We start from the raw sequence: 20,675 nt of genomic DNA, 5'->3' as shown, positions 1-20,675 counted from the left end.
GGAATAGAAATATGAGAAGACAAACAGAACATGTCAAACAATTAAAAAGAATGTATTCTAAAGAAGATGGAAGATTGCAGGGAGAAGGCGGTTGGGCGAAACTTCCTTTTTTCTGGTTCATCTTATTTTTGTCATACGAGTGCACAAGAAGGTGTGAATATTGTTATGCTTTTAATCAAGTCGGTGATGATAATAAAATGGAAATGGATGAAAATACATTTTCAAGATTGCTGGAGTGGATTCCTGAAGTCTGGAGAGTTAATAACATTAAAGTGAACACCGTTGGTTTTCTTGGTGGGGAGCCATTATTGAGGACCGACAGAATTAAAAAGGTTATGGATTCAGTCTATAAAAACACTGACGGCATGCAGGGGTATCTTTATACAAATGGTGATTTAATTGATTCCGTGAACTGGGATGATCTTGAAGATATCCAATGGATATACACAAATATTACAGACATTAGTATTGAGGAACTATCCAGAAGGATGAAGATAATCAGTGAAAGGTCAAATGTAATTAATCAAACAATAGTAGCCACAATGGACGATTATAACTTGGAGAGAGCTCTTGATATAACAAGATTCGGGATAGAAAATGGGTACCGTTTAAGATACCAAAAGGATATATACAGAGGGACGGATGCGGAATACAAACAAAGATTGTTAAAGAGATATCATGAATTGTGTGACTTATTGGAAAATTATATTATTAAGGAATACGATGTCCATACTACCTTCCTGCTGGATACTTTAATTCCCGCGTGGGATTTTGAATCTTCTCCATATATTTGCGGGAAAAGACTTGCCGCGGTATATCCCGACGGGACGGTTGGACCCTGTATCAGAGACCATTCATTTAAAACCGGAACAATTTTTGACGAGGATCCTTTAAGTATATTGCAATGCAGCGCATTTCATTATGACCTTACAAAACCGGATCTCCCGGATGAATGCAGGGAGTGTGAATGCAGGACCGCCTGTCAGGGAGGATGTCCGCATGATAAAATGTTGTTGACCGGCACCGCGTCAGGGAAATCTGTCGCATGTGAACTCCATAAAGAAATAATCCCAAGATTAAGACATTTGGATAAAATGAAAAACGACGTAAAATCGAAACCAATCATGGAATATTGAATGAACAACTATGGGTTATTTTTCCTTTTATTGATTATTCTTATTCCATATATAATGTTGAACTTTCCGCTGACCGATTTAAAGAAAATGAATTAGGCCAGACTCTGACTCTCGGCGAGTTTGAGCTGGCCTTTACAAATTTCAAGAAAAGTGAAGCAAAAAACATCCCTTTCTCATGCGCCCTGGGAGAAACAATTGGCTTGAGTTAACATTCTATTTATAATTCCCCCATAATAAGTAACTCTTTTACAGTTCTGAGGTAAATCCCCATAAAGGTTAACCCTTTTACAAATTCTATAATTATCGCCGCCTGGAGCGGGGTGATTTAAATGGCCGGCAAATCAGGGCAATATGGTAAAAATTTACTACTAGGAATTCCGCTGGTTATTAGACGGATTACCACTAAAATAACCGCATGCTTACAAAGCTGTTACTAGGCGCACTATAATCTAAATATTTGATAAGAGGGGTTTGTTTTGCTGTCCCCTTCCTGGGCTCTGGCACGATAGAGAACATCGATCTTGAAGTTGCGCTCCAGGATCAAGGAAAGCTTGTACGTTTCTCCTTGTTTGAAAAATAAATTATAAATAAAAAATTATATCTAAAACAGTTCATTTAGCAGGAATTTGTCGTGAGTTTAGCGAAGCATTTATTTTGTGAGTTTAGTGAAGTTTTTTTTCAGGAGATAGGGGGAGAAAAAATATAAACAGCAATATAACACCACAAGTACTTATTGACTTCTATAATAGATTGTCCCAGATTCACTGCCTGAAGAAAGCATTACTTATGCTCAGCCCGGATCACAGATGATAAATTACGCACAGGAAAATAGAATCCCTCTGTTAAATATCTGCACTCCCAAGGTGGACACCAACTTTTTTTTCGTTCTTTTAGAAAAGATTGGTGAAATTATTATAGCGCATTACCCTTACCTGGAAACCGAATGCCGGCAGGTGTTGTCGGCTCTTCCGTTAAACGCGTCTGACAGGGAAGTATTTGTTGACAAAGTATTATTTAAACCCGGGGCAAATTTGCTTGCTCTTCTCCAAAACGATGTCTCACCTGAGATATTCGGCTTCTTGATAACCCATACGGTTAAGCCTTTGATGAAACAGTCCGGGAAAATTACTTCACCGGGTATATAACCTTGAAGAATGGATGCAAAGCACATGCCCTGTTTGTGGAGGCAGGCCCAGCCTGTCCTTGTTGAAAAAGGAAAATGACAAAAAGGTATTTATATTGTGGATTATGCGAAGTTAAGTGGCGTTTTCAACGCCTGGGTTGCCCATATTGCGCAAGCCTGGAATCACAGTTTTTAAAAGTCGAAGGAGAAGACAAATACCGGAATTTATTATTGTGAAAATTGTTCCGGATATATCAAAACAATCGACGAGAAGAAAATTGACGGCACTGCTGATGTATTTTGTGAAAACATTTACACGGTCCATCTGGATATTATGGCTTTTCGTGAAGGATACGTAAACGCCCCTAGCCAATTGCCATTATCTTCCTCATCGTCAAACTAGGACTGAGCAGCTACAGATTTGGGAAGGGGATCGCTCAACAAAAAAATGCCCAGGAACTGGCTGAATTGAGAGATATTTATTCGGCAGTTTCGGTAGATACGTAATAAAATCAATAAATTCAGAACTTTGAGGAAAAGAGGTGGAATGCCTGAAGAACTACTTATTGGTTTATTCTAAAGTATAAGGAGGTTACTATTAACTAATATGAAAAAAGGTATTAGCCGCCGTGATTTCTTAAAGTATTTGGGAGTAGGCGCGGCCGGAACGGCTTTACTTGAAGGAGTCAGCGCAACACCTGCTTTAGCTGAAGAAAATTTGCATAGTTTTGATTTGGGTCCTTTAAAATTAAAGAAAACCAAAGAAACTGCTTCTGGCTGTTCTTATTGTGGATGTGGTTGTAGTATTATTGTTCATTCAGAAAACGATAAGGTGGTTTTTATTGAAGGGGATCCTGATAGTCCTATTAACGAAGGGTCTTTATGTCCCAAAGGGATGGCTCTCACGGATGTCTATACCATTGTAGATAAAAATCGTCAGCGTGTGCCCAACCCGAATCGGTTAACGAAGGTTCTTTACCGTGCCCCTGGCGGCACCAAGTGGGAAGAAAAAACCTGGGACTGGGCTATACCTGAAATCGCCAAGCGGGTAAAAAAGACCCGGGATGAACACTTTACAGAAAAAGACGGTAAAGGTGTCACGGTTAACCGCTGCATGGCCATCTGCCAGATGGGCAGCGCTAATATTAATAACGAAGAGGACTATATAATAAATAAGCTCATGCGGGGATCCCTGGGTGTGGTTGATCTTGACCATTGCGCCCGTCTCTGACACGCCCCAACCGTAGCCGGTCTGGCTAATACATTTGGTCGGGGAGTAATGACTAATAGTTTTGTTGATTATAAAAATACAGACATATTTTTAATTATTGGATCCAACCCGGCCGAAGCTCACCCCATGGCCATGCGTCACATTGGCAAGGCCAAGGAAAAAGGAGCCAAAATCATTGTCGTTGACCCGAGATTTACTAAAACAGCGTCCCAGGCGGATATTTACGTTCCTTTGCGTCCGGGGACAGACATTGCTTTTCTTTACGGTCTGATAAACTACGCCATTGAAAATGATCTTTACCAGCATGAGTATGTGAATAACTATACCAACGCTTCTTACTTAATCAGTCCTGATTATAATTTTGCGGATGGTGTTTTTTCCGGTTTAGAGGAAAAAGACGGCAAACTATCCTATAACACTGCAAGCTGGGCTTACCAAAAAGACGGCGATAATATTAAAAAGGACCCCACTTTACAGGATCCCCAGTGCGTCTGGCAAATCATGAAAAAGCATGTTTCCCGGTACGACATAAAAACGGTCAGTCAAGTCACGGGAACACCGGAAGATATTTTACGGAAGGCTTACTCTACTTATTGCGAGTCGGGAAAACCGGATAAAGCAGGCAATTTAATTTACGTACTGGGAATCACCCAGCACAGTTACGGAACTCAAAACACACGGGCAACCACCATGGTGCAACTCTTGCTGGGCAATGTAGGCATGCCCGGTGGCGGCCTTAACCCCCAACGGGGGCAATCAAATGTTCAGGGCGCCTGTGACATGGGGATGCTGTGGAATAATATTACGGGCTATCTTAATGTCCCCGATGCGACAAAACATCCCACGTATAAAGACTACCTGGAGGTGGAAACGCCCAAGGCGGGATACTGGTCTAACAAACCCAAATTCTTGGCCAGTCTGCTCAAGGCCTGGTACGGGGAAAAAGCCACCAAAGAAAATGACTTTTGCTATGACTGGTTGCCTAAATCAGACGGGAAAGACCATTCCCACATGTCTTCCTATGCCTCCCTGGCAGAAGGAGAAATTAAAGGTGTCTTTTGCTGGGCTGAAAATCCTTCCGTAGCCGGGCCGGATGCTAAACACGAGGTCAAAGCCCTGGAAAACGCGGAATGGATGGTCTGCGTTGATGTATTTGAAAACGAAACAGCCGCTTTCTGGAAGCGTCCGGGAGTAAACCCGGCGGATATAAAAACCGAAGTTTTCCTGTTGCCGGCAGCTCACATTTACGAAAAAGAAGGCACGAGAACAAACAGTTCACGCCATGTTCAATGGCGCTGGAAGGCTGTTGAACCGCCCGGCGAGGCAAAAAGCGATCTCTGGATTGCTGACCGGATATTTAAAGCTGTCCGCCAGGAATACCGGAGCGGCGGCAAATTTACTGATCCTATTTTAAACATGGTTTGGAATTATGATAAGCCGGGACAGGACGAGCCGGATATAGAAAAAATAGCGATTGAAATGAACGGTTATAATGTGGCGGACGGTCGGGTTTTAGGTACTTTTGGCGACCTTAAAGATGATGGTTCTACTGCCTGTGGTGTATGGATTTACGCTGGTTATTATTACATTGACCCCCAAGAGCAGAACCCGTTGTTAAAGGTGCCCGCTACCAAAAGGCACGGCACGGAGGATAAAAGCGGGCTTGGTGTATATCCGAAATGGACCTTTGTCTGGCCTTTGAACCGGCACATTGTTTATAACCGTTGTTCGGCTGACCCGGCCGGTCGGCCATGGAAAAAGGATAAAGCCTTGATGGCCTGGGACGGAACAAAGTGGATTACCAACGATGTTCCCGATTTCGGCATCACGGACGCGACTACAAAAGCGCCGATACCACCGGAAAAGACAGCCAATGCTCCTTTTATTATGCTTCCTGAAGGGCAGGCACGCTTTTTTGTTCCTTCCGGCTTGAAAGAAGGTCCTATGCCGGAACACTATGAACCGGTGGAAAGTCCGGTGAAAAATTTAATGAGTAAGCAGCAAAATAACCCTGTGGCTTATAGATGGAAAGGCGAATTTGCTAAATTGGCCGAAACCGGCAGCAAAGAGTTCCCTTACGTGGCTACCACCGTCCATTACATTGAACATTATCAAACCGGGGTAAGAACCAGATACAGCCCCATGCTGGTAGAATTGATGCCGGAAGAATTTGCCACCATATCGCCAACTTTAGCCGGTAAGCTGGGAATAAAACCTGGAGATGACATAATTGTAAGCAGCGCCCGGTCGGAAATAAAATTAAAGGCCAATGTTTTACCGATTGTTAAACCTTTAAATGTAAACGGCAGTCCCATAGAAATTGTTTCCTTGCCATGGAGCTGGGGCTTCATGGGATTATCCCAGGGAGCCATTGGGAACGAATTAACACCTTTTGTTGCTTGTCCTAACGTCGCTGTTCCCGAATACAAAGCTTTTTTATGCAACGTTAGAAAAGCATAATGGTATTATGTCAAGAAAGTAGACACAAAAGAAAAAAGGATTTTAGCGCCTGCAAGACGTCGGCTTGACATGGAGCCTCTGTGGGCATGATTTCCCGCGATAGGGCGATGGTTTGGTAGAAGCAACATCGCGTGGCAAACAGCCTATCATGCCCACCACTCCATGTAAAGTCTCCTACGATACTGCCTGAACATGGCTGTTGTAATACATACGTTCATATTGGTGCGGGGAAACATAGCCAATCGTCGAGTGGATTCGTTTCCGGTTATAGAACAGCTCAATATATTCGAACAGGCGTTGCTCCGCTCCGAAAAAGGATGTATAGTAAATGGTTTGATTCCGCTGTAACGGGCAAGCTATAAATGGATCTTTCCTATCAGGAGGATAAGGGCAATGCTGGAGAGCAACCCGAGCGCCTGGCAGGGTTCTGCCGGGGATAAAGAGGGTGACTGTTATGGTCATCCCCTTATTATTTTATGGCTATCCCTGCCAGAACCAAAGATGCTGATTTTACATCTGATTCTCCCCTTCTGAATTGATCCGACATCACATAAAGAGCAATATAAGAAGGTCAACCCGAAGGTATTACTTCGAGCTGTTTATGCAAAACTCTCTACCCTTGGTAAAGGCGGTCTCATCTTTTACGGTTGTGGGACCGGTGTTATTTACCTAGAACTGCTTAACTCATGTAATAAATATTTGTTCATTATTTATTGCCCTCTTTTTATTTTTAGACGTATTTAAAAGAATATTGGTTCAGCGTTAGAGTAATTAAATACATATTACCAAATAACACCACGGGTTGCGATGTGTACAAATTAGGTGATTCATTCATAAGATAAATTAACTTTGCAAGGAGGTTTTTCCATGTATTTTAATCAATATCGTCAGTCGTTAAATTACCCCCCTGCACCGAATATGCCGGGAATTCCAGATAAACTATCCTACCCCGGCGGCGCGATGCCACCGTTACAATTAGCCCGCGCCTATGTTCCCTGGCAGCATATGGGGCAGGTCTTTAGCCCGGCAGAAGCTTTAGCGCATGGTACTCTTTTCCCCGAACTGGTATCTCCTTATCCAGGTTAAATGAAGAGGTGAATCAAATGGATAATAAGCAAGAAGACAAGGTAAAAACCGAAAATGTGTATAATCAACAAATGCAACTGCTTTTGAAGATACAGGAATTGGAGTTTACTGCCATTGAATTGAACTTATACCTGGATACACATCCGGATGACCAGCAGGCTCTGAACTTATACAATTCGGTTGTACCCCAGTTAAGAAAATGTATTGAGGCATATGAGCAATACTGTGGCCCGCTATTTCATTTCGGAATGGCTACCAGTCAGTACCCCTGGCAGTGGATCAACTCCCCCTGGCCTTGGGAAATGTAAATCTTGACGTAAGGAAGGGATTAATTGATGTGGGTTTATCAAAAAAAATTAGAATACCCGGTAAGGGTTTCCGGTCCCAATCCCAAACTGGCTAAAGTGATTATTACTCAATACGGCGGGCCGGACTTATGGTTTTAAGGGAGTGTCAGGGGGACGGTTCGACTGACAATTATTAGTCCCACATTGCCAACGTAGATACTACCACGGCAAAAAAGTGGATGATTATAAAAATAACTCCGGCTCCTTGCGTTCTGCAAATTCAACTTCCAGTTCATGCTTATGTCTCAAAAAATCCTTATCGTCAAAATATTTGGCTTCATTGGGGCAATTTTTCACGCAGGCGCCGCATTTAATACAAATTCCATCCAGTTTAGAAACATCTTCATAATTAATGGAACCGACCGGACAGATACTTGGACAGAGCTTACAATCCATACAATCGCTGCTTGTTTTTGGGACAAACTTTCTAAAGTCCACAGGCATGCCATGTTCATCTATAGGCATGTAATATTTGCGATAAGGTTTATTTCCTTTTACCATGACACTTTGCAGATTATTGCCAGTGGTAATTTTGGCATATATTTTACTAGCAAAATCATTTATTACCGCCATATCTTTTTCATCAGGCCGGTTTTTAGCCAGAATTTTGGAGATCGAGTGTTCCCCGATAAATGCGCCCCCGGCAATAACTTTAAAGCCGTTTAGCTCCAGAATATCTTTCAGCTCAATCAAAGCATCGTCATAATCCCTGTTACCGTATAAAACCACAGCGACCGCCAGAGCACCGTTACCTGTAATAGAATTCATATATTTCAGTAATATGTTTGGCACTCTGCCGGCATAGACCGGCACTCCAATCACGACCAGGTCTTCCGCAGTAAAAGACACTGTTTCTTTTCTAACTCCCGGCAGGGTAAAATCAATAATGTTTACCGCTGTTTGCCCGCCGGCATTTTCTAAAATCTTTCCGGCCAGCCCGGATACGATCTTTTGGGTTGTACCAGTAGGGCTAAAATACATCGCATTAATTTTTTCCATAAACTAGTCCCACCCATTTCTTTACGTACTGTTAGCGGTATTCCGCTTGAAGGCCAATAAAATAATATAGTGTGCTCACTTTTGTCTTTGTGGTTTTGCAATAATAAAGCCCGTAATATACTTCTACCCCGCATGACATTTTCCTTGTATAAAAAATATTTAGCTCTTCATTAAAAAAACGGGCAATGATATCACAGAAGATCCACTAAAAAGGTTGTTACTATTGACTGGGGAGGCATACTGGTTTCCCAATATACCCTAACGGCCTGTTATCCATACTTTTCGCTTAGGCTAAACAGGCTCGGAGAATTTCTTTCAATATTACCACATTACCACATATCCTTCAGAATTCCTTCAAATTAAAACAGTTTTTCGGTAATTATTTTTTTGTTCATTTTTTGCAGATACTCAAAACGACATTATCAGCCGCCATCCCCGTTCTGTATAATTTATAAGTTTATCCGCTCAGGGTCGCAGAGTTATATTTATTTCATTCATTACCGGGTTGCAATAAACACAAGCGTCAAGTAATTTTGAGACTATGATTAAGGGTAGCATTACAAAGCCATGCTTGAGATATATTTGACTGCTTAACGCAATGGTGTTGTGATTTGCCTCAAGCCGCGCGTCTCCAATTTTCGCGCGGATTACTGTTACGCCTTTTGTCAGTATCAGCATGTCGATTTCTTTATCGAACTCAATGGTCGTTTCAAGCGCGTCTGCGATTGTTATCGCGGGAACGTATAAATCCTCCATACCCAGGTCAGGCAGAACCGGATAAAAAATTATTCTTCCATTAACTAAAATTTTATTATCATTGAGAATGGTGGTAATGACTCTAATCGTTGATCCTGGCGGACCGGCAAATGTCTTAAACAAGGTGTTTATTACAGCCTCTTCTATATCCGTGTAACCGCTGCTGAGAAATTCATAGTAACCACCGTTTGTCATAAAAATAACCCCGATTTTTTCATCACAGTCAAAGTACATATCACTAACCAGACCGCAGGCTTCACCGGCATGCCCCGTTAGTCTTCGTTCCGCCAGGGCGTCTGTAATATGAAAGCTCAGACCAATATATCTGAAGAAACCCTCCATCCCGTATCCATACCAGTGCATTTGGTGCATTAAATCCGCGGTGTGTTTTTGGAGAATGCGAACTCCGCCGTAGAGTCCCCCATTCATATGGGCGATCATGAATTTTGACAGATCCAATACGCTCGCTCTTACCGCCCCGGCTGGACCGATATAGTAGTTTCCCAGCGGCAGTTTGTATTCTTTTCTGGCGGGTCTCTCGCCTGTTTGGAAATAGTCGCATGCAGGATAAAACTTGCCGCCGCCGCTGGTTTTATATAGAACGGCAATTTTATGGAAATTTACTATGTCAGCAGCGTTATAACCCGCGTCCATTCCCAATGGCCAAAAGATATGACGAATGGTATAATCGTTGAAACGCTTGCCTGAGATCATTTCGACCAATGCGCCGATGATGCCGAAACCAAAATTAGAGTAAACGAATTGGGTTCCGGGCAAAAAGTCCCCCCAGGTCTTTTCACTGTATGCTTTCCCGCCGGGAACCAAAAGATCTCTTAAAAGTGGTGGTTGCGGGGAACCTAACGCCTGCTCGTAACCGCCAAAATCTAGAATACTGGAAGTATGAGTGAGAAGCATCCTGAAAGTTATCTTTGCGCTAGGGTATTTTGGGTTTCTGACCATATAACCCAGATAAATGCTTATATCGTCATCAAGGTTGAATAAGCCGCACTCCCAAAGTTGCATTAAAGCGGTGGCAGTAATGGTTTTGGAAATTGACGCGATTCTAAAAATAGTATCAGGGGTGACTAGCTTTTCTTTTTCCAGATCAGACCAACCATAGCCGTTCGCCCAAACCACACGATTATCTCTAATAAAGGCGGCGGCCACACCAACAATTTTTTTGCTGTTCATTTCAGCTAGAATTGCAGCGTCTAATTGATTTTGGGGCACGTTGATATATGGCTTGAAGAGAATGTCTCGCGGGGAATCGGCTGCAACGGCGCTTTCCGGATCAAAATCATGGTAATCAGGGTCTTGTCTCTTCCTTGGCTTTATCACGGTAAACCGGTTATTATTTAAACAGAATGTTCTGCGAAACATTTTTAACCCTCCCTAAGGAGTATCATATTATTTATCTCCCGTCTTTCTAATTTATGAATAAATTAGAAATTTGAGCAGTCTTGCTTTTTTAAAAAATACCTCCTGTTTTTTCAGGAAGGCCTCCATTATCAATAAAAAAATATTCCCATGTCTTGACAACAGGATGGCATTATATGTATCTTATCAACATTACATACTTTATCGCGGGGAGGCGAGTACCATGTCTGGCACGAGGCCGGTGGATCTGCGTCCTGTTTTCTATCCAAGGCGAGTGGCTGTGTTTGGTGTTACCGATACCCCTGACCGGGTTGGTTACAATGTTCTTGAAAGCATTTTGCATGGTGGATTTACGGGGAAGGTTTACCCGATCCACCCACGTCATGAACAGGTGCTCGGGTGCAAGGTTTATAAAAGTCTGGAGGATTTACCGGAGCCGGTTGATTTGGCGGTGATCTGCTTAAATCAGGACGCTACGGTAGAAGCTGTGGAGAAATGTGGACGCGCCGGCGTGCGAGGGGTTATATGCAATGCCGGTGGTTACAGGGAGACGGGAGAGGTCGGGCGCGATCTTGAGAAACGCCTGATTGCGGCGGCTGAAAAATACAGGCTGCCGATGATTGGTCCGAATACTCTCGGTATGATTAACAACGACGGTAATTTCTACAGTACCTTTTACCCGCTCAAAATACCCGCCGGAAAAGTATCAATAATTTCACAAAGCGGGGGGATCGGGCTGACAACCATTCACCTGGCTGTTGACGAAGGGATCGGCATAAACAAGTTTATCGGAGTGGGCAACTGTTCCAACCTGGGTTTCACCGATTGTCTTGATTACTTGGAAAACGATGATTCAACTGCCGTCATCGGGGTGTTTATTGAAGGCTCCGCCGATGCCGGCCGGTTCGTTCGCGCAGCCGGCAGGGTGGCCCGGAAAAAACCGGTGGTGGTTTACAAAGCCGGGCGGCTGGCGGAAGCCGACCGCTACACGCAGACCCATACGGGCAGTTCGGCCGGATCTTTTCAACTATACCAGGATATTTTACATCAGTACGGGGTTTTTACAGTAAACAATGTTTCCGAGTTGGTTGCCGCCTGTAAAGCTCTGGCGCTCCAACCGCTGCCGGAAGGTAACCGGGTGGGGATTCTGACGCACACCGCCGGGCCGAGTGTTGTCATGATTGATCACCTGGCGCCGGCCGGATGTGTCATTCCACCCTTGCATGAAAAAACCATCAGCCGGGTGAAGCAGATTATCGGTTCGGACAATCCGCCGGTTGTCCTGAAAAACCCGCTTGATGCGGCCGGCCTGGGCTTTAGCCGCCCGACTTATGGCGGTCTGGCTGAGGCGATGCTGGCAGACGACAACGTTGATTTGCTTCTCGCGGTGTACTGCCTGCATAAAACCTGGGAGCTTCCCGCGATTGAACTAATCAATGCGCATAAGAAATACGAAAAACCGTTAATTGTTAATTTTGTGGGGAACTGGCAGGGGTGCCGGGCGGATCAGGATTTCATGCAAAATGCCGGTGTGCCGCTTTACACCGCGCCGGAAAAAACCGCTGTGGCGGCAGCGGCGCTGGTGCATTACGGCATGCTGCGCAAAGGTGGTGCTGACCGTGACAGTTAATGAGATTGTTGACCGCGCCATCGCGTCAGGACGGAATCTGCTGTTTGAGGATGAAGCGGGAGCGCTGTTAATGGCGGCTGGTATTCCGGTAAACTCATGCCGGGTGGCGTCCGGTGAGGACGAAGCCGTGCGAATTGCGAAAGAAACCGGATTTCCGGTGGTGCTCAAAGTGCGCTCGCAGGCTATTACCCATAAAACTGATGCCGGGTGTGTTCGCCTGGGACTGAAAGATGAGGAAGCTGTGCACTTGGCTTACCGTGGTATTATGGAAAAGGCCAGGCTGATTGATCCGGGAGCGCAGGTGACAGTTCAGCCCATGGCTTCACCTGGCCTGGAATTACTCGTCGGTATGACTACTGATCCGCAGTTTGGTCAGGTGGTCGCTTTTGGTCTGGGGGGGACCCTGGTGGAATTGTTTAATGATGTTACCTTCCGCCAGGTTCCGTTGCTGGAAAAGGACGCGACAGATATGATTAATTCGATTAAGGGCAGCGCTCTTTTAAAAGGCTACCGCGGCCGCCCGCCGGTCGACATCAACGCGCTAACCGGCATCATCCTTCAGGTTTCCAGGCTAGTGGAGAAAGAGCCCCGGATTAAAGAGATCGATTTAAACCCTGTATTTGCCTATCCGCAAGGTATGCTAGCCGTTGACTCGCGCGTAGTTGTTAACCAAAACTTATAATTAATTTACGACGAAAGCTAATAACTTTATCTAACCTAAATTATTGACCTCCGGGTTTTTCCCGGGGGTTTTTGTATATACGAGAGAAATTTTTATGATGCACTTTTTAAATACAAACAGAATATTTTGCAATTACAGGGGGTGGTATTTATGAGCCAGGTGATAAAACAGACAGTGGAAATGCCTAACGATATCTATGAAAGCATGCTTAAAATTTTTATTAAAATGGCCCTTGAAAAAAATGGCAGAAGCCAAAGTCCGATAAGGTTCCTCAAAACCCAAAAATAGAAAAACCTTAATGAAGTTCAGGATCAGCTAAAAGGGTGATGGTATGTTTATCCCCCCTCACATAACAGGACAAAATTATCCAAAGCACGAAGATGCAAAAAAAACTCTTGAAGAGAAAGGACTTGAAATCGGGGGTTATATAAGAATATCAACTAAAAAGGACAGTCAGAAATCAAGCATTGGTAACCAGAAGAAATTACTTGAGCAATGGGCCGAAGTTAACGGATATAAGCTGACCAAAATATATATAGATGTTAAATCGGGTGAATATACCTATCTCAGGAATGAAATCAACCATATGTTCGAGGACTCTAAGCTGGGAAAAATCAAAGGTGTCGTATCCAAAGAGATTGCGCGTACCTCAAGGGATGTCATGGATATTATTACCATTAAGCGCACATTATCAGATTATGGCGCTTTTTTTATATCAATTAAGGAGAATTACGACAGCCGGACCGACGACGATGAGTTTCTCCTTATTTTACACGGCGCCTTAGCGCAGAAAGAAAGAAAAACCACTAGTTCCCGGGTTAGAGTAACCCAGTTGATCAAAGCAAAAGAAGGCAAAACAAATGTTCCGCTGCCTGCCTATGGCTACATGTTAAGTGAGGACAGACAGAAACTTGTTGTAAACCCTGAAACCGCAACTACTTATCGGCAGATAGTAGAAAATTTCTTAAGCGGTTGGGGTCAACTAAAAATTGCCAAATGGCTAAATGAACAAGGTATCAAAACCCGCAGAGGTGGCCAATGGTCCACTAACTCCATAAGGACAATACTTTCAAACCCGGTTTACCTGGGAGTCACGATCTATAACGTCACTACCTTAATTAGAGACAGTAAAGGCAGGCAGAAAAGAGTTGTCCGCCCCCGGGAGGAGTGGATAATCCGGGAAAACACACATGAGCCCTTGATAACTAATGACGAATTTAATAGAATACAAATGGTAATGGAGCATAGGAAAGAAAAATATCGGCATGAGTGGTCATGCGATAGAAAGTACCTTGGTTCAAGTATATTAAGGTGCGCAACCTGCAAGGGTAAAATATATGGATTTAAGATTAAACTCAAGAAAAAGAAAAAAAATAGTCAGTATAGATATTATTACAGGTGCTTGGGCGTTAATGGAAAGTGCGGAGGGAAGATAAAAAGTTGGGATATGCAAGCCATTGACGATAAGCTGCTTTTTTATATTAAATCCTTTTTCATGGATAAGGATAAACTTTTAAATACTATGAAAAGAAATATAAATCTTTTTTCTGACGACCCGCACGGCCTTATAAATAAAAGGGAAAAGCATAGACTTAAATTGGAGAAGGTAATCGAGGCCATTAAAAAACAACAATTAGCATATGAGCAGGATATCATCAATTTGGAAGAGTACAAGGAAAGGATGATTGAACTAAGGGAAGAAAAAAACACACTTCAACTGAGCATTGATAGTTTAAATCAAAAACTCGAAAGGTTGGATAGCGCCGAACACTTGGTTAACGAATTATTTGAGACAATAAGAGGCCACATCGAAAATATCAACGAACTTCCGATGAACACAAAGTTCACCCTTATCGGTCACTTTAGTGAGATATATATTGACGATAACGGCAATATTATTAATGCCAGGTTTCACATCTAGGGGCATATAAAACCATAAGTCCGGCGGGCCGGACGGGGAGTTGTCAGCGTCTTTACGATACCTGAACCAAAGATACACCATGCCTACAGACAAGGCTAAAGGGCTTTTAACGGACATAGGTACGGAAGAAATGGCTCACATGGAAATTGTTGCTACGATTTTTTATAAGCTAACCAGGGGAGTTAGTCCCCAGCAAATGCAGGCCGCCGGGCTGGGCGGGCATTACGCCCAGCATGACACCGCCTTGTTCTGGAGCGACCCTAACGGCGTGCCCTGGATAGCTTCTTATGTCGCTGCCACCGGCGACCCGGTTGCTGATCTGACCGAAGATATGGATGCCGAGCAAAAAGCACGGGCTACTTACGAGCACTTAATTCATTTGAGCGATGATCCTTTAGTCACCGATGTGCTTAAGTTCCTCCGGGAGCGGGAAATAGTGCACTTTCAACGCTTTGGTGAGACCCTGAATGATGTGCAAAGTTACATGCGCGGCAAGAAGGTGTTTTTAAGTACAGGCAAGGATATCGTGGAACCATAAGGATTTTGGGGTAATAATTTTGAGCCTTCGGGCTCTTTTATTATTCCTGGGAGGTGTGGTAAAATTAGATATAAAAGGCAAGTTAAATGGGGGGATTAGGGTGTATACCAAGCTCAGAAGAATTTTGACATTGATGGTTTTACCGGCTTTATGCTTGATTTCGCTTGGTGTACCGTCAGTAGGCATTGCCGCTAGTGATATTGTCGTTACTGTTTCCGATCCCGACAGTATCGGTGAAAAAACAAGCGAAGGAAATACGGTTAATACGGTAATGTCGACTCCCAAGGTTTCATTCGGTGAAAATAGGGTATTGGGAACTTTAAGGATAACCGGGAAAAAAGATGTAAGTGTTCCGGTAAAACCCGGGAATAAAGTGATGGTTTCCTTACCCGTTGGCGCATGCTACATGCGTACTCCTACCGCTGAAACTTATAAAAATTACGTTGAATGGCCCGATTTCTTGGATGGCGAAAAAAATCAGATACAGGACACCAAAAATGAACCGGGGATCAAATTCATCTCCGGTACACCCCGCTCCATTATTATAGAAGTTGGAAATATTGACACCGCCGGTAAAATTATGGTATTGGACTTTGTTTTTAATAAGGAAAACTATAGTAGGGTTAGAGTATCTCGATTAATTGATGTTGCGAAAGAGTATAATAAAAATCCTGATGAAAAAGTTACGCGGCTGGATTTTTTTAAGAGTCTGGCTGATTTGACTGTGCCTTTTCCCTCGTGTCCGTTAAAGATTGTCCAGGACGATAAAATTCTTGCAGAGCGTTTCTTGGACTTGAGCGAAATATCTCCGCAGGATCTGGATAAAATAAAGCCTCTCATAGATTCGGAGGTTATTGTCGGCTACCAAAATTTACTTGAACCGGGTAATTATTTGACCAGAGCGGAAGCAGCTAACGCAGTGGGCAGACTATTTCCCATATCAGAACAAAATACTGACTTTACAGATGATTTGCCCGCATGGGCGCTTGGCTTAAAAGCCGCCGCGGCCAGGGGCATTATAACCGGATATCCTGACGGCACCTTTAAGCCGGATCAATTTATTACTAAATCTGAAGTTCTGACAATATTGCAAAGAACGCTGGAGTCCTATGAGACAACTTACAAATCCTTTAAATCTTGAGCTATTTCCGCCACTTTGTCGGGCGGTAAAGAAATAATCTCATCCAAATCCTGCTCGCTCCATATTTCATTTACTGCGACTATGGCGTAATCCCGGCTGACACCATGCTCAATGAGCATGAGCATGACTTTTAATTCTTTGTTACTTCTGTCCATGTGTTTCCCTTCGTTTTTGTCCGTATATAATCCGGGTTGATATACTGTGCCAAGCGCGTACCCGTTAGTAATACTATATCACAAAATGAAAGTATTCCTTTAAAACAATAACTAAACATATATTAATTGCCAAAATAAAATAAATATAGTAATGTAGTTTCAGTATTATTTTTAATGTCGTACTATATTTGCCGAGAGGAGGTATAAGCCTTGCGTTACACACCAAAATCTGAGTTGGACCACAGGATTGCCAAACTGCAAAACGCTATGAAGCAGCATGATATTGATGGGGCAGTAATAATTCAGAACGCCGACCTCTTTTATTTTACGGGTACCATTCAACGTTCTCATCTTTTTGTGCCTTCCGAAGGCAAGCCATTGTTAATGGTCAAAAAAAGCCTGGAGCGGGCTAGAGAAGAATCCCCCATGGATAATGTCATCGGCCTGGACAGTCTGAAGGAATTTAACGCCGTATTGCAGAAATACGGCTACGGGCAGTTAAAAACATTGGGTTTCGAACTGGATGTGTTGCCCGCAAGCCAGTATATTCGTTACCAAAAGCTGGTTGAACCGGCCCGGGTGGTTGATATAAGCCAGCTTATACGCATTGTGCGGATGGTTAAATCGCCTTATGAAATAGAAATTCTTCAGGATATCGCGAAACTCCACGAGGAAATATTTTCTCTGGTTAAGCAGAACATCCGGGAAGGTATTTCTGAGTTGGAACTGACCGGAATTGTCGCGGCGGTTTCACGAGAAAAAGGACACTCCGGTATAATGAGGGTGCGGGGATTAAATCAAGAATTGTTTTATGTTCATTTGTTATCTGGTCAAAATACGTCCCCCAGCTATTTCGACGGTTCTGTGGGCGGAAAAGGGGTTAGTCCGGCGTTTGCGCAGGGTTCCGGCTTTAAATTGATTGGCCGTAACGAGCCGGTGCTGCTAGACTATAGTTTTGTTTTTGACGGGTATATGTTAGACCAGACCAGAGTATTTTGCCTCGGAAAGCTGCCGGAACACCTGGCCGGGGCCCACGCACTGGCGGTTGATATTTTGAGAGAGATAAAGAAGATTGCCAAGCCGGGGGTGGCTTGCGGCGAGCTATACGATGCGGCAAGGCAAATGGCCGGAGACAGCGCGTATGGAAAGCATTTTTTGGGCTTCCCCGAGCCTGTGGCATTTGTCGGCCACGGCATCGGCATCGAACTGGATGAACTTCCGGTGATCGCGCATGGATTTAATACTCCGCTGGAAGAAGGAATGGTTATCGCAATCGAACCAAAATTCGTCTTTCCCGATGGCGCGGTTGGGGTTGAGAACACCTTCTTAGTTGCAAAAGACGGTTTTGAGAATTTAACTGTTTTTGATGAAGGGATAATATATGTTTAAATAAATGATGTATCTCAAATTTATTCATTCCTTGGTCGAAGGTTTCGCTGTGACAGGCCGGAACCTTTACTTTTTTAAGCAGGCAGTCAACAATGATGGAGGTATGTTGAATGGGGATAATTATCACTTTTGGTGAATTGGATAGGTGATATGCCGGAGTTGTTTTGAAAATGTTTGATAACAGCCGGGATTGTATATATACTATTATAAAAATGCAAATATTTGTGGAGGGCAGGATATGGGCAGCGTATACGATACTTTGCTGGAAAGAGGATATATCAAACAAATGACCCACGAGGAGCCTTTAATCAATTTATTAAAAAATGAAAAAGTTACTTTTTATATAGGTTTTGACCCCACCGCGGACAGCTTGCATGTGGGACATTTTTTGCAACTGATGGTAATGGCCTATATGCAGAAAGCAGGTCACCGGCCTATCGCTTTAATCGGCGGTGGAACGGCCATGGTGGGGGACCCAAGCGGCAAAACCGACATGAGAAAAATGATGACGCCGGAAACTATCCGGCACAATTCTGAGTGTTTTAAAAAACAATTGTCAAGATTTATTGATTTTAGCGAAGAAAGGGCCATCATGGTTGATAACGGGGAATGGCTGCTGCAGTTAAATTATATAGATTTTCTCAGGGAAATAGGCATATATTTTTCTGTCAACAGAATGCTTACCGCGGAAAGCTATAAGAATAGATTAGAAAGAGGCCTGACTTTTCTAGAATTCAATTATCAGTTGATGCAAGCGTACGATTTCTTGGAGCTGTACAGAAAGTATAATTGTGTTGTTCAGTTAGGCGGGGACGACCAATGGTCCAACATTCTGGCGGGAACAGACTTGATCAGAAGAAAGGCAGGAGTGGAAGCCTATGGTTTGACGTTCACGCTGCTTACAACCAGTGAAGGTAAAAAAATGGGAAAAACAGAAACCGGAGCTCTATGGTTGGATGCCGAGAAAACCAGCCCTTATGAATTCTATCAATACTGGAGAAATATCAATGATCCGGACGTGGAAAACTGCCTGGCGCTGTTAACCTTTTTGCCGATGGAGGAGGTTAGGAGGCTTGGCGGTTTACCGGGAGAACAAATAAATGAGGCAAAGAAAGTGCTGGCCTATGAGGTTACTAAGCTTATTCACGGAGAGGATGAAGCTGTCAAAGCCAGGAGCGCGGCCGAATCTTTATTTGGCGCCGGAGATAATTTTGAAAACGTGCCCACGACTGCATTAAACGGGGAGCAGGTGTCCGGAGGCATAGGGATTTTAGAGGTAATGATTTTGGCAGGTTTAATTTCTTCCAAAGGAGAAGGAAGAAGGTTGATTACTCAAGGGGGCGTGTCGGTTAACGGCAACAAAGTGGAGGATATTTTTTTAACACTGACGAAAAAGGATTTTATTGATGGAAAAATGATGATTAGAAAAGGGAAAAAGGTTTATCATCAGTTTATCGTTAATTAATCCTGTATAATTTATCCTAATTGATATGTTATAGATCTCTGATATGGAGATCTTTTTTATTCCCTTTTTGCAATCGTTTCGCCTCGTTAATCATAAAATTAATGGAGAAGTGTTTTTTATCGCCGGCATGTTTGGGTAAAAAGGTTGACGCTGTCCCGGGGGTGAGCGCGTGTTTAAAAGGAGACGACCTTATAAGCAAATTTTTATTATTACTGCTGTCAGTATTTCAATGATAGGAATATTAATGTTGTTGGATATAAAATTAAGAGATGTTTTTTTTAACATAGCTGAAGTTAAAACTGTGCAGCTGGTTACCGAGGCAATACAGGAGTCATTACAGGAAGAAGCGATGAAAGAAAACATCCGTTATCAGGATTTGATTTATATTCATAAGGACAATGAGGGCAGAATAACCTTGATGCAGGCTGATACGCTTAAAGTGAACAGGATTGCGTCAAACACCTCGATGGCGGTGCAAGAAACATTAGAAAACCTGAGGCGGCAGTCTTTTAGTATACCCATTGGGCAAGTATTCGGTTTCCCTATTTTTGCTAATAGAGGGCCTAGATTAAGATATAGTATTATGCAGGTGGGATCGGTCAAGTTTAATATTACTGATAAATTCGAGTCTGCCGGGATTAACCAGACCAAGCATACAATCTACCTCAACCTGGATACCAACGTGCGCATCGTGGTGCCTTCTAAATCCGGTGAAGCGCTAATATCCACTCAAATGCCGTTGACGGAGAATATCATCGTCGGAAGTATTCCAGATACCTTCGTAACGTTGCCAGGCGGTATTTTAGGCAACGTACCCGGCAAATAAAAATATTTATTTATGCTAAAAATATTATAAAACGGCCTTGACAGAATACGACGGCTTATGATAAAGTTATAAACGTTGCGGCGCGGGTAAAATAAAAGTTAATTGAACCAGTAAATACCTGTTTACACGTGCCGGTGAAAAGTGATAAAATTACTTTTGTCGCCGCTCAAAAGACGGTGGACAAAAAAACAGGTCTTTGAAAACTAAACAGTGGATGGATGGAAATCAAGAAACACATGAACTCTCGTCGAAGCGAAAGCAAGAAGCGAGCAGTACATTCCGAGGAAAAAAAAGCGAGCTAGCAAATCAAATTTTCTATATTAAATGGAGAGTTTGATCCTGGCTCAGGACGAACGCTGGCGGCGTGCTTAACACATGCAAGTCGAACGGAGGTTACGAGGAAGCTTGCGAAT

17 protein-coding genes, 1 rRNA gene, 3 pseudogenes and 1 riboswitch are annotated in these 20,675 nt (G+C 43.3%); of the genes and pseudogenes, 17 read left to right on the top strand and 4 right to left on the bottom strand.

Going from position 1 to position 20,675, the window contains the following annotated elements; genetic code table 11:
• Positions 1–11: 11 nt before the first annotated feature.
• The 3 genes from L9W92_RS12680 to fdnG all read left to right on the top strand — a co-directional run bounded on the left by L9W92_RS12680 (position 12) and on the right by fdnG (position 5,950).
• Positions 12–1,136, top strand: coding sequence for a radical SAM/SPASM domain-containing protein (locus tag L9W92_RS12680; RefSeq protein ID WP_240084120.1), 1,125 nt, complete (start codon positions 12–14; stop codon positions 1,134–1,136).
• A gap of 806 nt (positions 1,137–1,942) precedes the next feature.
• Entirely contained in the window at positions 1,943–2,281 is a 339-nt protein-coding gene (locus tag L9W92_RS12675) for a hypothetical protein (protein ID WP_240084119.1), read from the top strand.
• A 585-nt stretch (positions 2,282–2,866) separates the two neighbouring features.
• Positions 2,867–5,950, top strand: coding sequence for a formate dehydrogenase-N subunit alpha (gene fdnG, locus L9W92_RS12670; protein ID WP_240084118.1), 3,084 nt, complete (start codon positions 2,867–2,869; stop codon positions 5,948–5,950).
• Positions 5,951–6,124: 174 nt separating this feature from the next.
• Here fdnG and L9W92_RS19190 read toward each other — a convergent pair whose 3' ends face one another.
• The gene (locus L9W92_RS19190; RefSeq protein ID WP_286725645.1) at positions 6,125–6,280 is read right to left on the bottom strand and encodes an IS3 family transposase; all 156 of its coding nucleotides are present in this window, start codon (positions 6,278–6,280) and stop codon (positions 6,125–6,127) included.
• Between the two features lie 63 nt (positions 6,281–6,343).
• On the opposite strand from L9W92_RS19190, the gene L9W92_RS12660 reads away from it, so the two are divergent.
• The 4 genes and pseudogenes from L9W92_RS12660 to L9W92_RS12645 all read left to right on the top strand — a co-directional run.
• Positions 6,344–6,484, top strand: coding sequence for a hypothetical protein (locus tag L9W92_RS12660; protein ID WP_240084143.1), 141 nt, complete (start codon positions 6,344–6,346; stop codon positions 6,482–6,484).
• A gap of 333 nt (positions 6,485–6,817) precedes the next feature.
• Positions 6,818–7,036, top strand: coding sequence for a spore coat associated protein CotJA (locus L9W92_RS12655; RefSeq protein ID WP_240084117.1), 219 nt, complete (start codon positions 6,818–6,820; stop codon positions 7,034–7,036).
• Between the two features lie 17 nt (positions 7,037–7,053).
• Positions 7,054–7,344 carry a spore coat protein CotJB gene (locus L9W92_RS12650; protein ID WP_240084116.1) on the top strand — a complete coding sequence of 97 codons (291 nt, stop codon included), beginning with the start codon at positions 7,054–7,056 and terminating at the stop codon, positions 7,342–7,344.
• 27 nt (positions 7,345–7,371) lie between these two features.
• Positions 7,372–7,470, top strand: a pseudogene (locus tag L9W92_RS12645) (manganese catalase family protein); the annotation flags it as partial.
• A gap of 96 nt (positions 7,471–7,566) precedes the next feature.
• Here the strand turns inward: L9W92_RS12645 and L9W92_RS12640 are convergent.
• Together L9W92_RS12640 and L9W92_RS12635 are read right to left on the bottom strand one after the other, a co-directional pair.
• Complete coding sequence (locus L9W92_RS12640) at positions 7,567–8,382, bottom strand: EFR1 family ferrodoxin (RefSeq protein ID WP_240084115.1); 816 nt, start codon at positions 8,380–8,382, stop codon at positions 7,567–7,569.
• Between the two features lie 202 nt (positions 8,383–8,584).
• Positions 8,585–8,701: riboswitch (molybdenum cofactor riboswitch) on the bottom strand.
• 146 nt (positions 8,702–8,847) lie between these two features.
• Entirely contained in the window at positions 8,848–10,518 is a 1,671-nt protein-coding gene (locus L9W92_RS12635) for a serine hydrolase (RefSeq protein WP_240084114.1), read from the bottom strand.
• Between the two features lie 220 nt (positions 10,519–10,738).
• Here L9W92_RS12635 and L9W92_RS12630 point away from each other — a divergent pair, with 220 nt between their 5' ends.
• The 6 genes and pseudogenes from L9W92_RS12630 (at position 10,739) to L9W92_RS12605 (ending at position 16,427) form a co-directional block, all read left to right on the top strand.
• Positions 10,739–12,145, top strand: a complete 1,407-nt coding sequence (locus L9W92_RS12630) for an acetate--CoA ligase family protein (RefSeq protein ID WP_240084113.1) — start codon at positions 10,739–10,741, stop codon at positions 12,143–12,145.
• Positions 12,135–12,827 carry an acetate--CoA ligase family protein gene (locus L9W92_RS12625; protein WP_240084112.1) on the top strand — a complete coding sequence of 231 codons (693 nt, stop codon included), beginning with the start codon at positions 12,135–12,137 and terminating at the stop codon, positions 12,825–12,827. Before L9W92_RS12630 ends, L9W92_RS12625 begins: the two co-directional genes overlap by 11 nt.
• 331 nt (positions 12,828–13,158) lie before the next feature.
• A pseudogene (locus tag L9W92_RS19375) lies at positions 13,159–13,623 on the top strand (recombinase family protein); the annotation flags it as partial.
• Between the two features lie 36 nt (positions 13,624–13,659).
• On the top strand, positions 13,660–14,748 hold the full coding sequence (locus L9W92_RS12615; RefSeq protein WP_240084142.1) for a recombinase family protein: 1,089 nt from the start codon (positions 13,660–13,662) through the stop codon (positions 14,746–14,748).
• A gap of 22 nt (positions 14,749–14,770) precedes the next feature.
• Positions 14,771–15,286, top strand: a pseudogene (locus tag L9W92_RS12610) (manganese catalase family protein); the annotation flags it as partial.
• Between the two features lie 100 nt (positions 15,287–15,386).
• On the top strand, positions 15,387–16,427 hold the full coding sequence (locus tag L9W92_RS12605; RefSeq protein ID WP_240084110.1) for an S-layer homology domain-containing protein: 1,041 nt from the start codon (positions 15,387–15,389) through the stop codon (positions 16,425–16,427).
• Here L9W92_RS12605 and L9W92_RS12600 read toward each other — a convergent pair.
• The gene (locus L9W92_RS12600) at positions 16,406–16,582 is read right to left on the bottom strand and encodes a hypothetical protein (RefSeq protein WP_240084109.1); all 177 of its coding nucleotides are present in this window, start codon (positions 16,580–16,582) and stop codon (positions 16,406–16,408) included. The two genes, L9W92_RS12605 and L9W92_RS12600, sit on opposite strands and share 22 nt — an antisense overlap.
• Positions 16,583–16,792: 210 nt before the next feature.
• Between L9W92_RS12600 and L9W92_RS12595 the strand changes: the two genes are divergently transcribed.
• The 4 genes from L9W92_RS12595 to L9W92_RS12580 form a co-directional block, all read left to right on the top strand.
• Positions 16,793–17,971 (top strand): M24 family metallopeptidase, encoded by a 1,179-nt coding sequence (locus tag L9W92_RS12595; protein WP_240084108.1) that lies wholly within the window; start codon positions 16,793–16,795, stop codon positions 17,969–17,971.
• Positions 17,972–18,209: 238 nt separating this feature from the next.
• Positions 18,210–19,436 (top strand): tyrosine--tRNA ligase, encoded by a 1,227-nt coding sequence (gene tyrS, locus L9W92_RS12590; protein ID WP_240084107.1) that lies wholly within the window; start codon positions 18,210–18,212, stop codon positions 19,434–19,436.
• A 169-nt stretch (positions 19,437–19,605) separates the two neighbouring features.
• Positions 19,606–20,262 carry a sporulation protein YunB gene (gene yunB, locus L9W92_RS12585; RefSeq protein WP_240084106.1) on the top strand — a complete coding sequence of 219 codons (657 nt, stop codon included), beginning with the start codon at positions 19,606–19,608 and terminating at the stop codon, positions 20,260–20,262.
• A gap of 321 nt (positions 20,263–20,583) precedes the next feature.
• Positions 20,584–20,675, top strand: a 16S ribosomal RNA gene (locus L9W92_RS12580); the annotation flags it as partial.

The organism is Pelotomaculum terephthalicicum JT, from assembly GCF_022410535.1.
Classification (GTDB): domain Bacteria; phylum Bacillota; class Desulfotomaculia; order Desulfotomaculales; family Pelotomaculaceae; genus Pelotomaculum_D; species Pelotomaculum_D terephthalicicum.
Note: the sequence above shows the minus strand (reverse complement) of the source record. Positions and strands in the feature narration are given on the sequence as shown.